General features: G+C 69.4%; 12 protein-coding genes. 10 read left to right on the top strand and 2 right to left on the bottom strand.

All coding sequences use genetic code 11. The annotated features are described in order from the left end of the window. The first annotated feature begins 6 nt into the window (after positions 1–6). From ACLKOY_RS15640 to ACLKOY_RS15680, 9 genes are read left to right on the top strand one after another with little or no spacing between them, the layout of a single operon-like run. Positions 7–1,137 carry a UDP-N-acetylmuramate dehydrogenase gene (locus ACLKOY_RS15640; protein WP_436454456.1) on the top strand — a complete coding sequence of 377 codons (1,131 nt, stop codon included), beginning with the start codon at positions 7–9 and terminating at the stop codon, positions 1,135–1,137. Between the two features lie 6 nt (positions 1,138–1,143). Next, positions 1,144–1,755, top strand: coding sequence for a nicotinamide riboside transporter PnuC (gene pnuC, locus ACLKOY_RS15645; protein WP_436454457.1), 612 nt, complete (start codon positions 1,144–1,146; stop codon positions 1,753–1,755). Between the two features lie 10 nt (positions 1,756–1,765). Then, complete coding sequence (locus ACLKOY_RS15650; RefSeq protein WP_436454458.1) at positions 1,766–2,836, top strand: AAA family ATPase; 1,071 nt, start codon at positions 1,766–1,768, stop codon at positions 2,834–2,836. A gap of 4 nt (positions 2,837–2,840) precedes the next feature. Beyond that, positions 2,841–4,409, top strand: coding sequence for an AAA family ATPase (locus tag ACLKOY_RS15655; protein ID WP_436454459.1), 1,569 nt, complete (start codon positions 2,841–2,843; stop codon positions 4,407–4,409). Next, positions 4,406–5,080, top strand: coding sequence for a potassium transporter Kef (locus ACLKOY_RS15660; RefSeq protein ID WP_436454460.1), 675 nt, complete (start codon positions 4,406–4,408; stop codon positions 5,078–5,080). The genes ACLKOY_RS15655 and ACLKOY_RS15660 overlap by 4 nt, the downstream gene beginning before the upstream one ends. Beyond that, positions 5,053–6,951 (top strand): vWA domain-containing protein, encoded by a 1,899-nt coding sequence (locus ACLKOY_RS15665; RefSeq protein WP_436454461.1) that lies wholly within the window; start codon positions 5,053–5,055, stop codon positions 6,949–6,951. The genes ACLKOY_RS15660 and ACLKOY_RS15665 overlap by 28 nt, the downstream gene beginning before the upstream one ends. Further along, entirely contained in the window at positions 6,944–7,552 is a 609-nt protein-coding gene (locus tag ACLKOY_RS15670) for a phosphohydrolase (protein ID WP_436454462.1), read from the top strand. Before ACLKOY_RS15665 ends, ACLKOY_RS15670 begins: the two co-directional genes overlap by 8 nt. Further along, entirely contained in the window at positions 7,545–8,906 is a 1,362-nt protein-coding gene (locus tag ACLKOY_RS15675) for an AMP-binding protein (protein ID WP_436454463.1), read from the top strand. The genes ACLKOY_RS15670 and ACLKOY_RS15675 overlap by 8 nt, the downstream gene beginning before the upstream one ends. Before the next feature lie 31 nt (positions 8,907–8,937). Further along, positions 8,938–9,339: a VOC family protein gene (locus ACLKOY_RS15680; RefSeq protein WP_436454464.1), complete on the top strand. Its 402-nt coding sequence runs from the start codon at positions 8,938–8,940 to the stop codon at positions 9,337–9,339. 106 nt (positions 9,340–9,445) lie between these two features. Here the strand turns inward: ACLKOY_RS15680 and ACLKOY_RS15685 are convergent, their stop codons facing one another. Together ACLKOY_RS15685 and ACLKOY_RS15690 are read right to left on the bottom strand one after the other, a co-directional pair. Continuing rightward, entirely contained in the window at positions 9,446–10,645 is a 1,200-nt protein-coding gene (locus ACLKOY_RS15685) for a pyridoxal phosphate-dependent aminotransferase (protein ID WP_436454465.1), read from the bottom strand. A gap of 49 nt (positions 10,646–10,694) precedes the next feature. Beyond that, on the bottom strand, positions 10,695–12,116 hold the full coding sequence (locus ACLKOY_RS15690) for an amino acid permease (protein ID WP_436454466.1): 1,422 nt from the start codon (positions 12,114–12,116) through the stop codon (positions 10,695–10,697). Between the two features lie 175 nt (positions 12,117–12,291). Between ACLKOY_RS15690 and ACLKOY_RS15695 the strand changes: the two genes are divergently transcribed. Then, positions 12,292–12,750 (top strand): Lrp/AsnC family transcriptional regulator, encoded by a 459-nt coding sequence (locus tag ACLKOY_RS15695; protein ID WP_436454468.1) that lies wholly within the window; start codon positions 12,292–12,294, stop codon positions 12,748–12,750. The last annotated feature ends 30 nt before the right edge of the window (positions 12,751–12,780 follow it).

A 12,780-nucleotide genomic window follows, 5' to 3' on the forward strand; every position in this document is an offset into this window, starting at 1 on the left:
GGCGTGGTGAACGAGGTCGAACCGCTCGAGCTGGCGTCGCTGACGACCCTCCGCACAGGTGGGGCCCCCGAGCGCATGCTCGAGGCGTCGACCTCCGCCGAACTGATCGATGCGCTCACCGACGTGTGGTCTCGCGGTGACGAGTGGTTCGTCCTCGGCGGCGGCTCCAACCTGTTCGTCGGTGACGACTCGTTCGAGGGCACCGTCATCCGCATCCTCACCCGAGGCATCGAGGAGCTCCCGTCGCCGCACGCCGGACGCATCCGGCTTCGGGTGCAGGCGGGTCACGGCTGGGACGATCTCGTCGCATACGCCGTCGAGCACGGCTATGCCGGGCTCGAGGCGATGAGCGGCATCCCCGGCACCGTCGGCGCCTCACCCGTGCAGAACATCGGTGCCTACGGTCAGGAGATCCAGGAGACCCTGGTCGAAGTCGAGCTGATCGACGAGGCGACGGGCGAGGTGTCGGTCGTTCCGGCATCCGAGCTCGGACTCGGATTCCGAACCTCTGTGCTCAAGCACCACTACGGCAGCGTGCCGCAGCGCCGCGCCGTCATCCTGTCGGTCACGGTCGATCTCCTCGTCGCCGAAGAGCGCGTCGTCCGCGGCGAGCAGCTGCGCAGGGCGCTGGGTCTCGACTCGGACGCCCCTGTGCCGCTCACCTGGGTGCGCGAGCGGATCCTCGCCACGCGCGCGTCGAAGGGGATGCTGCTCGACGAGAACGACCCCGACACGCATGGCGTCGGCTCGTTCTTCCAGAATGCGATCGTGCCCGAGGTCGTCGCCCGCGCCCTGCCGCCCGAGTGCCCGCGGTGGCCGGTGACCCCCGACCTCGACACCGTCACGGTGATCCCGCTCGCGTCGTACGAAGGCTACGTGCCCGCTGCGAAGCCGGAGGCGCCAGACGTGAAGGTGAGCGCCGCCTGGCTGATCGAGCAGGCCGGAATCCGCAAGGGCTTCAAGCTGCCGAGGTCACGCGCATCGGTCTCGACCAAGCACGCTCTCGCCCTCACCAACCGGGGCGGCGCCACGGCGGCCGAGGTGTCTGAGCTCGCCCGCTTCATCCAGAGCCGAGTCCACGCGGAGTTCGGGCTCGTGCTGCAGCCGGAGCCCGTGCTGCTCGGCGTCGAACTGTAGCGGCCCGTGCTCGAGTGGCTCCAGGCCGAGTGGCCTCAGGTTCTCGGTTTCGTCACGGGCGCGATCTGCGTCTGGCTCGCCGGCCGCCGCAACGTCTGGAACTACCCGATCGGCATCGCCAACAACGTGGTGCTGTTCGTCGTGTTCATCGGCGCGGGACTCTATGCGACCTCGGTGCTGCAGGTCGTCTACCTGCTTATGGGACTGCACGGGTGGTGGCGGTGGACCCGTGGCGCAGAGCAGAGTCGCACCTACGTCGTGAACACGCCTCGTCGCGCGTGGCCCTGGCTGGCGCTCGCCGCAGTCGCCGGCACGGCCGTGCTGGTGTGGGTGCTCATGACGTTCACCGACTCGCAGGTCGCGATCGCCGATGCGGCGACCACCGCCGCGAGTCTCGTGGCGCAGTACATGCTGAACCGCAAATGGATCGAGAACTGGTTCGTGTGGATCCTGGTCGACATCGCCTTCGTCGGTCTCTCGATCGCCGCGGGGCTCTGGGTCATCGCCGCGCTGTACGTGCTCTTCATCGCCCTGTGCGTGATCGGCTACCGCTCGTGGCGTCAGGCGGCGGCCGCCGACCGAGAGACCTCCGCGGTCATGGCGCCCGCGCGAGGGTGAGGCGACGCGCATGAGTGGACACGGCCTCGTCCTCGGCAAGTTCTATCCCTTCCACAGCGGGCATTCGCACCTGATCCGTCAGGCGCAGCGAGAGAGCGACCGGGTCACGGTGCAGGTGCTGGGTGCGTCGGTCGAGTCGATCCCGTTGGCGGTGCGAGCGGGCTGGATCCGTGAGTCGCACCCGGGAGTGCGCGTCGTCGCAGCGATGGACGACGCTCCGGTCGACTTCGAGTCGGAGGCGGCGTGGGACGAGCACATGGCGCTGATCGCCTCCCTGCTCGACGGTCCTGTCGACAAGGTGTTCTCGTGCGACTCGTATGGCGGCGAGCTGGCCAGGCGCCTCGATGCGCGCTGGGTGCAGGTCGACGAGGGGCGGCGGATCAATCCCGTCTCCGGTACGGCGATCCGTGCCGATGTCGCCGGTAACTGGCATGAGCTCGCGCCGGCCGTGCGCGCGTGGCTGACAGCGCGGGTGGTGGTGCTGGGGGCGGAGTCCACCGGGTCGACGACTCTCGCCGAAGCGCTGGCTGAACGTCTGGGCACGCTCTGGGTGCCCGAATACGGACGCGAGCACTCCGTGATCCGCGACGGCGGGCTGACCGCGCCGTGGCGCAGCGACGAGTTCGACCTCATCGTCGACCGGCAGGTCGCACTCGAGCAGCAGGCGCTCAGGCAGGTGCCGGTGCCGGTGCTCGTGTGCGACACCGACGTGCTCGCGACGGCCCTGTGGCACGAACGCTACGTCGGCGCGGTGGCGACGCGCCTGCATGAGGCAGCCGCGGCGCACCCGCCGCTCCTCTACGTGCTCACGGGCGACGAGATCCCGTTCGAGCAGGATGGCCTGCGCGACGGCGAGCACATCCGCCACGACATGCAGCAGCGCTTCCGCGACGTGCTCGCCGCGCAGGACGTGCCGTGGCTCGAGGTGCGCGGCGATGTCCCGACGCGGGTCGACGCCGCGGCATCCGCTCTCGAGCCTCTCCTCATCGAGCATCTGCGCTTCGCTGTTCCGCTCGAGGCGCGGCCCCTAGATGAGCAGCGGGCGCTCCAGCAGGACGCCCGATCGACATCGTTAGGATGATCGCATGCCCGACCGCTGGAACCGAGTGTCCGCATCACCCACGAACCCCGGCAGCGGCCACGGCGTCGAGTCTCTGACAGCCGAGGATCTCTTCCGCCCGGCCGCGCGCACTGCCGTGCCGCTGGATGAGAAGCTGCGCCAGGTCTACTACTGGATCGTCAACCGTGCGGTGATCTCGCCCTACTACGACATGGAGTTCTCGCACGCAGAGCCGCTGTCGATCGGGCTGGGGGATGCCGGGGCCGCGGTGTCGCTCCCGACGCAGGCGTCGTTCTCGTCGAACGTCCTCGTGCCGCTGCTCACGTTCGCGGTCGGCGGCAAGTGCCTGCTCATCGGTGGACCGGGGCGAGGCAAGACCACCGTCGCCGTGCTCATGGGCGTACTCGCCGGTACCGCCTCCGACGATGTGCGGCGAAGCGTGCAGCAGGGACAGCCGCAGCTGACGGTGAGCGATCTCGTCGGCATCCCGCTTCCTCGCGACCTGGTCGCCGCCGAGCGTCTCGCCGACATCCGCATCGCCTGGCGCGAGTGGCTCGGGCTGCCGGTCAAGATCATCGACGAGTACAACCGCATCCCCACCAAGACCCAGTCGGCGCTGCTGACGATGGTGGCCGAGGGGTATGTCGAGAGCCACGACCAGATGCGCCGCACCGCGCCGGACGGCGGGGTGGAGAGCTGGTTCTTCACGGCCAACGACGACGCGGGCGGCGGTACCTTCCCCGTCATCCAGGCCCTCCGCGACCGGATGGACGTCACGGTGCAGGCGGCCGGATTCAACAGCCGATTCTTCGACGAGCTGATCACGCGCATCGAGGCGGGGGAGAAGCCCGAAGAGCATGTGCCCGCCGAGCTGACGTTCGATTCTGCCGAGCAGACCGAGATGCGCGCACAGATCCGCGCGGTGCCGATTCCGGATGCCGTGCGCGAGCGCCTGCGATTCTTCCTCAGTCACTTCGAGTTCGTGCAGCACGGCGGACGCCGCTTCGAGTACCGCACGAAGGACGTGGTGACCACGGCCGGCGGCCGGGTCGGCGAGGTGATCGAGGCGAACAGCGGCGCCGACCTCGAGATCGACCTCGGCGCGCAGACCCGCAACGGCCTGTCGGTGCGCGCCCTGCAGACGCTCATCATCTACGCCAAGGCGATCGCGTGGTTCCGGGGTGCCGATGCGGTCGAGCTCGATGACGTCGCGGCTGTGCTGCCGTTCGTGCTCCGAGGAAAACTGCTGCCGAACGCCACTCATCCTCGGTTCGATGTCGGGGCGGAGCGCGAGCTCAGCACAGACACGGTGAGCTGGCTGGCCGACCTGTTCACGCAGTCGTGCCGTCAGTACGACGCGCTCGGGCGCGACGCCGACGATGCGGTCGCCGCCCTGCTCGCCGAGTTCGACCGCGGGCTCGACGGCCTCCCGGCGCTCGAGGCATCTCGACGCATAACCACCGTCGAGGCCCAGCTGCGCCGGATCGCGACGGTGGGCAAGCTGTACGGACGTGACTTCGACGACGTGATCGCGCTGAAGTATCTGCATCAGCGGTACACGGCCTACGTGCGCTGGCAGGAGCTGCGCGGGTGAATCGCGTCCCCGTGCAGCTGGCGAATGCCCCGGCGCCGTTCCCTCCCGCACAGCTGCCCGATCTCTCCGCCGCCGGGCTCGACACCGCGCTGGCGTCGGCCTCGGTGCGTGGCGCCCACGGTGATCCGCTCCTGTTCGCCAGAGCGCTCGCCGCGGGAGTGGAGCAGGATCCTGCAGCGGTGACCGATCGCGACCGGGCGCTCGATCTCGTCGCGATCGCCGCGTGGCGCTCGGGTGCTCTCGGTCTGCGCGATGACGCACTCGCTCGCCTCGGGCATCTCGACACACCCGAGCAGCGTCTGGCCGCCGCGGCGACGCTCGGAGTCGGCGTCGATGTGCTCGACGAGTTCCGGCGTCGCCAGCAGACGGATCGATTCTGGTGGCCCGGTCGCGTCGATCAGCGCGGGTATGTGCTCGCCGTCGGTGGGTTCCGTGGAATCGGAGGAGCGTGGATCCGGCCCCCCGAGCGCGTCGAGACCCTGGCGGGTGCCGGAGCCTTCGCCCTCCTGGTCGCGGGCTCGTGGTGGCGACTCGACAGCGATGTCTGGGGTGCGCGGCTCTCCGTGCTCTCCGAGGCGCCGAGCACGGAGCGCTCCCGCGACGACGGGGTGAGCATCGTCATCGGACCGGACACGCATCTCGCGTGGGTGCACGTCAGGGAGCAGGAGTGAAGGCTCCTGCCGATCCGGTGCCCCTCAGCGACGACGCCCGCGCGGCGTGGGAGCGCGCGCTGGCTCTGTGGCGGGTGCGGCTCGACGATCCGGCGGTGCGCCCGGGAGCCGCCGGTGAGCACGGCGCACCGGCCTGGTTCTCGTTCCCGCCGTCGGTGACCGTCGACCCTCACTACCTCGCCGAGCGCGGCCTGGCCGATGAGCTGTGGAGCATGTTTGCCCACGAGATCGGCCACCATGTGCTCGCCCCCAGCACCCGGATCGATGCGCTCAAGATCGACCATCAGATGGCCAAGGCGATCGGCGCCGTGTCGCTGCGCTCCAACCCGGGAGAGGGAGCACGACGACTGTCGAACCTGTGGAGCGATCTGCTGGTCAACACGCGCCTCGCGCAGCTGCAGCGCGCCGAGCCGGGGAGCGCGGCCACCGCCACTCGCGACCTCGGCATCGTGCGTCTCGGCCGTGCCCTCTACCCGGCGCCCCAGGGAAGCACCGACCGGCTGTGGTGGGTGTACTGCCGGGCATACGAGCTGCTGTGGCAGCTGCCCTCCGGCACCCTGTGCGCGCTCGAGCCGCCGCCGCGGCCGGCCAGGACTCTCGCACAGACCTCCCTCGTGCCGCTGAGTCGGATCCCCGAGAAGCACCGCGAGAAGGAGCGCCTGCTGCGTGCGGCGCAGGCCGAGAGCGCGCGGGTGGCCGCCGAGCTCGCCGGCGCGACCGCCACCAACCCCGGAGTGGACGCCGTGCTCATCGCCGACACCGTGCGCACCTTCGTCACCGACCCGGTCTCGGGTGCCGCCCGGTTCGGCGTGATCGCCGCGCCGTACCTGGCCGAGCTGGAGGGGGCCGCTCAGAGTGGCGCCCGAGAGCCGGTCAGCGGATGCGGTGTCGATGGCGCACCGGCGACGGCCGAGGAACTCGGTCGCATCCTCGCCGACCAGCGTCTGCGAGACGACCTGCCGCGGCACCCGGGCGTGGTGCTCGACCCCGATGGCGAGGACGCCGCAGAAGAGGTGTCGAATGCGGGGTCGCGAAAGGACGGCCAGCGTCTGACGATCGCGCGGACGCTCGCGCTGTACAGCGAGAGCGGTGAGGATGCCGTGCTCGCCGCCTGGTACCGCAACGAGGCGGCCAGGTGGGTGCGCCCGTACACGCGCCCTGCACCCGCAGCGCCGATGGGCGGCATCCCCGGTCCTGACGAGCTGTGGGAGGTGGGGGATGCGCTCGCCGACCTCGACTGGCCGCTGACGATGCGCTCGGGCACCGTGATTCCCGGTGTCACCACACGCCGGCGCTCCGAGCTCGATGACGAACCCCTCGTGGAGGAGACGAGTCTCGAACTCGACCTCTACATCGACTCCTCGGGCTCCATGACGCATCCGCGGCAGGGCTCGCCCGCGGTGCTCGCGGGCACGATCCTCGCGCTCTCGATCCTCCGCGGCGGCGGTCGGGTCAGGGTGACCAGCTTCTCGGGAGCCGGCGACGTGGCGGGGATGCCGCGCTTCGGCCGCGATCCGTCCGAGATCATCGCCGCGATCTCGCTGTTCTTCGGTCGGTCCACGTCGTTCCCGCTCGACCTCTACTCCGCCAGGTACGCCGGTCTTCCTGCGGCAGGAGAAGACGCACCTCGTCACGTGGTGGTGCTGTCGGATGACGGACTCGTATCGATGTTCGGGGTGGGCAATGAGCCGTACGCCGGCGTCGCCAGGGCCGTTCGCGAGGTGCTCACGACGGGTACGCTCGTGCTCATGGACCCCCGACACCAGGTCGCGACGCTCGCCGAACGCGACGGCTACGACGTGGTGTACCTCCGGACGATGGCCGAGGCACCCGCTGCGTGCGCGGCACTCGCGGCGGCGCTGCATGGCTGACACCGAGTCGCTGCTCGCCGCGTGGAGCGAGCGCTCAGACGGCGAGGCCGAGGCGTGGGCTCGCGCGAGACCGGGGCCGTCACTCGAGTCCGTCGCCGCGCGGATCTCCCGCATCCCGCAGGAGTTCCTCGACGAGCGCATCTCGCTGCGAGCGCTCGCCGGAGACGTCCTGGGCGGGCAGGTCGTCGCGTCGAGATTCGACGACGACCCGCGTGTGCGCCAGGGTGCCGCGATCGGACTGTGGCTCGTCGCCAGCGAAGGCGTCATCGAGCCGCTCGAGCCGGCGCTCGCGAGCGGGTGGGCCGGCCTTGCGGTCGATGCACTCGCTCTGCGCGTCGCCCCGGTCGCGTCGCCGTCGGACTGGACCTCGGACGATGAACGACGCACCGAAGCCGCACGCACCTTCCTGCTCTGGTGCGGGTTCCTCCCGGCGGGCGAGGATGCCGCGACCGCCGCCTCGCTGCTGGCGGCCTGCGACTCGCTCGCCCGCAACCGGGCGCTCGCCGATGCGTTCGAGGGGCACCGGCACCGGGCCGAGATCGCTCGCAAGCTCGCAGAGGCGCGCCGCAAGGAGGCGGCTGCGCGGTACTCCAGTGAGTGACCCCGATCTCCGAGGGGCGCTCGTGCTCGCCGAGTACGCACCGGGGGAGGCCGCGGTGCTCTCCGATGCCGAGCGCTGGCCGACGCTCGACGCCGCAGGCAGTGCTCGGCTGAACCACTGGCGAGAGCATCCTGATGCCCCGCACTGGACGCACGCCACGGGCGACCGCCTCACCGCCGAACAGGTGCAGCGGGTGCGGCATCCGCTCTCGACCGACGACTGGCTGACCGACCATCTCGCCGCCGCACGACGCACGCTGCGCTACCGCGGAATGCCGTCCGATTCCACGCTCGATGACTTCCCCACGATCTCGCGGGCGGACCTCGTCGACGACCTCGCGGCGTTCGTGCCGCTCGATGCGGATCTCTCCCGGATGCTGCACGGCACGAGCTCCGGCTCGACCGGTGCAGCCCTGCTCATCCCCGATGACGTCGAGGAGGTCGCGCGCGGGTTCCACCTGCTCGTCGCGCTCGCGGCGTCTGCGGGTGCCACCGTGACGAGTGACGGCGAGCGGATGGCGGTGGCGAACCTCGTCTTCCAGCGGCAGGCCTTCACCTACGTATCGGTGATCTCGAGCTTCGCGCACCGGGCGATGGCACGGCTCAACCTGCATCCGACGTCGTGGAGCGGTCTCGACGCCCGCTCCCGATTCCTGACCGAGGCGGATCCGCAGATCCTCAGCGGTCACCCCACCAGCCTCGCCGAGCTGCTCGACGCCGGACTCGACTCGGTGCTGCATCCCGCCGTGATCTTCTCCGGTGCGATGGCGCTGTCGGCCGGGCTGCGCGCACGACTCGAGGCCGCGTTCGAGTGCCCCGTGATCGACGTGTACGGGCTGCACGAGACGCGCCCGATCGCCGCGCGCAGCGACGACGGGCCATTCCGAGTGCTCGATCGCCGCGTGCACGTCGAGGTGTGGGATCCCCGACGCGAGGTCGCGCTGCCGCCGGGAGCGATGGGCGAGATCGTCGTGACAGCGGGAGAGAACCCTCTGCTGCCACTCGTGAGGTACCGCACGGGCGACTACGGGCGCCTGGTGCACCTCGATGGCGGGGCGGTGGGGATCGCCGATCTCGAGGGGCGAGAGAACACGCGGTTCCGGGCCGGCGACGGCACACTCGTGCCCTGTGTCGAGCTCACGCAGCATCTGCAGGCACACGGTGCGCAGGGGTGGTCGATCGACCAGGATGCCGCCGGTCGCGTGCACGCCGTCATCGTCGGCGGAGACGAGCCCGGCATCCGCTCGGCTCTGCACGCGCTGCTCGGGGTCGAGCTCGACCTGCAGCAAGTCGAGCGCCTGATCGAGCTGGGCGAGGGCAAGCCGCGGCGCTACCGCAGTGCCGTGGCCGACTGACAACGTCGCCCGTTCGCCGTACACTCGCGGCATGAGCGGACTGATCCCCTACCTCCTGTTTCCCGGGAACGCAGCCGAAGCGCTGGAGCGCTACCGGTCGGTCTTCGGCGGGGAGCTCCAGCTGCTCGACTACGCCGGTGCCGGACGCCACGACGGGCCGGCAGATGCGATCGCACACGGACAGCTCACGGGGCCCGTCGAGCTCGCGGGTGCGGATGCCGGAGCCGACGACGACGCGGTGCAGATGAGCGGCATGTTCCTCTCGCTGCTCGGCACGGCGGATGCGTCGACGCTGACCAGCTGGTTCGACCAGCTCTCGAAGGAGGGCCGGGTGATCGACGCGCTGCAGAAGCGCCCCTGGGGCGACTACGACGGCACGGTCATCGACCGCTACGGCATCCGCTGGCTGATCGGATTCCACGACGAGGCGTGAGCACGCGCCGGGCTCTGTTCGCTGGGCCCGGCCGAAACGCCGAGACCCCCTCGTGTCCGGGCGGATGCGAGGGGGTCTCGGCGTTGCAGCCGGGCGCGGGAGCGACTCACCTGAACAGGCGCTGCAGGCGCTGCACACCCTCGAGAAGCTGGTCGTCGCCGAGTGCGTACGACATGCGGATGTAGCCGGAGGGACCGAAAGCCTCGCCGGGAACGACCGCCACCTCGGCCTGCTCGAGGATGAGGTCGGCGAGCTCGAGTGACGTGGTCGGCGTCTTGCCTCCCCAGGTGCGACCGAGCAGACCCTGCACGTCGGGGTACACGTAGAAGGCGCCGAGCGGGTTGGGCACCACGAGTCCGTCGATCTTCGACAGCTCCGACACGATCAGACGGCGACGGCGGTCGAACGCCTCACGGAACTGCTCGGCTTCGGTCTGCGGACCGTTGAGTGCGGCGATCGCGGCCTTCTGCGCCACGTTGTTCACGTTGCTCGACAGGTGGGACTGCAGGTTGGCGGCGACCTTGATGGCGTCCGCGGGGCCGACCATCCAGCCCACGCGCCAGCCGGTCATGGCGTAGGTCTTCGCGACGCCGTTGACGAGGATCGTCTGGCCCGCGACCTCGGGCACGGCCTCGACGATCGAGGTCGCCTTGACGCCTTCGTAGGTCAGGTTCTGGTAGATCTCGTCGGAGATGATCCAGATGCCGTGCTCGAGAGCCCACTCGCCGATGGCCTTGGTCTCTTCGGCCGTGTACACCGAGCCGGTCGGGTTCGACGGGGAGACGAACACCAGCGCGGTGGTGCGCTCGGTGCGGGCCGCCTCGAGCTGCTCGACCGTGACCTTGTAGTCCTGGTCGGCGCCCGCGAACACCTCGACGGGGGTGCCGTCGGCGAGGCGGATCGCCTCGGGGTAGGTGGTCCAGTACGGAGCGGGAAGAAGCACCTCGTCGCCGGGGTTCACCACGGCCTGGAACGCCTGGTACACCGACTGCTTGCCGCCGTTGGTCACGATGACCTGGCTCGGCGAGACCTCGAGTCCCGAGTCGCGCAGCGTCTTCGCGGCGATCGCCTCCCGCAGCGCGGGAAGACCCGGAGCCGGGGTGTAGCGGTAGCTCGCCGGGTCGGCGAGAGCCTCGGCCGCTGCGTCCACGATGAACTGCGGCGTCGCGAAGTCGGGCTCGCCCGCGGCATACGAGATGACGGGCTTGCCTTCGGCCTTGAGGGCCTTCGCCTTGGCGTCGACCTTGAGGGTCGCGGATTCGGCGATGGCGGAGAGCTTGCGAGAGAGAGGAGCGCGTTCGGTCACGATTACGAGCGTACTCGGGTGGGACGGGTCGATGAGGGGTCGGATGCCATCAAGAATCGCGGTTCTTTCCAGCGCTCGCCGCAGAGTCGGCGGGTGCAGCGTCCTGTGCCCGTCGTCGCTGCTGCACGAGGAAGAATGCGCCGATGGCGACCGCGAGGCACGGGATCCCGAAGGGGAGCGTCGAACGGAAGTCCTCGGTGAGGGCGGTCGAGACGGCGATCGCCAGCATCAGCAGGGCTCCGATGATCGCGCCAGGCCTCGAACCCCGTACGGAGTACTTCGGCTTCTCGCCACGCGCGGCCAGGCGGCGGCGGAACGCGACGTGGGTCACGAAGATCATGAACCACGTGAAGAGCGCCCCGAACATCGAGATCGCGAACATCATGGCGAAGGCGTCGGCAGGGTTGAGTACGTAGATCACGGTGGCGACCGCGATGCCGCCGGTCGAGAGCAGCAGGGCATTCAGCGGGGCGCCGTTCCTGCCGACCTTGCCGAACATCCGCGGCGCCTCTCCGGCGCGCGACAGCGAGAACATCATGCGCGTCGAGATGTAGAGCTGGCTGTTCATGGCCGACAGCGCGGCGATGATAACGACGAAGTTCAGCACGGAATCTGCGAAGGGGATGCCGATGACCTGCATGACCGTGACGAACGGGCTCGATCCGGAGAGGATCTCGGAGACCGGCGCGATGGAGACGATCAGCGAGAGCGTGAGGATGTAGAAGATGAGCAGGCGGAAGGCGGTGACCTTGAAAGCCTTCTTCACTGCCTTCTCGGGTTCGGCGGCCTCGCCGGCGGCGACCGCGATCATCTCGATGCTGAGGTAGCTGAAGATCGAGACGATCACGGCGAACCACATGCCGCTCAGACCGTTCGGCAGGAAGCCGCCCTCTGCCGCCCAGTTGTGCACTCCGCGCTTCTGGTCGCCCGAGAAGAAGACCAGCCAGCCCGCGACCACGATGAACGCGATGATCGCGAAGACCTTGATCGCCGAGAACCAGTACTCGAGCGTGCCGAAGCTCTTGACGTTCATCGCATTCACGAGGATCAGCGCTCCGCCGAACAGAATGACCCAGATCCACGGCGGGATGTCCGGGAACCACAGCAGCATGTACTCGCCGACGGCAGTGACCTCGGTGCCGACAGCGAGCACGATGCAGCCCCAGTACATGTAGCGCACGAGGAACCCGGCGAGCGGCCCGATGTAGTGCTCGGCATACGCGCCGAACGATCCGGAAGTCGGATGCTGCACGGTCATCTCGGCGAGCCCCGCCATCAGCAGCAGCGCGATCATGCCGCCGATGAGATAGCTCAGCACAACGCTGGGGCCGGCGAAGCCGATCGCGAACCGGCTGCCGAGGAACAGTCCGGTGCCGATCGCGCCGCCGAGCGCGATCATGCCGAGCTGCCGTGCCGTGAGGGCTTTCTGTAGGCCGATCTCTCGGGTCTGGATGTCGGAGAATTCCGCCATGGGTGTCCTTCCAGCGTCGTTGCATCGGGTGAGGAGCGCCGCGGTGGCCGTCTTCGGACTCGAGCGCGACGAGAGTATTGCAAGGATTCGACCTCGATGGCACAGTCATGAAGATGATTCAAGGAGTTTCCGTATTCTCGAATCTTGTTCGAGCTGGGGCTCGAAAAGGAGGGGGATGATGTTCACGTTGACGGATGGCGACCGACGTATCCTGCACGAGCTGTCTCGGGACGGACGGCTGTCGAACAAGGAGTTGGCGGCCCGTGTCGGCCTCCCGCCGTCGACGTGCCATGGTCGTGTGCGCCTGCTCGAGGATGCCGGGGTGATCCGCGGTTACCGCGCAGTCGTCGACCCGCAGGCGGCGGGGGCGGCGATAAATGCGCTGGTGTCGGTCGCGGTGCTCGACCACGCCCGCAGCCAGGTCACCGATCTCGTCCCGCTCATGCGCGCGCTGCCCGGAGTGCAGCAGGTCTTTCTCCTCGGTGGTGATCGCGACCTCGTGATCCACGTGGCGACGGCCGACGTGCCCGCACTGCGGGAGTTCATCAGGATCAACGTCGGGGCGCACCCCGACCTGGGCCAATCGCAGACGCAGCTCGTCTTCGAGCATGCCGTCGGCGTCGCCCCGGCGTGAGGGAGCGGGGCATCGTGGCACGGCCGCTAC

Origin of the sequence: Microbacterium sp. K2, from assembly GCF_051365005.1 — a bacterium.
Classification (GTDB): Bacteria; Actinomycetota; Actinomycetes; order Actinomycetales; family Microbacteriaceae; genus Microbacterium; species Microbacterium foliorum_B.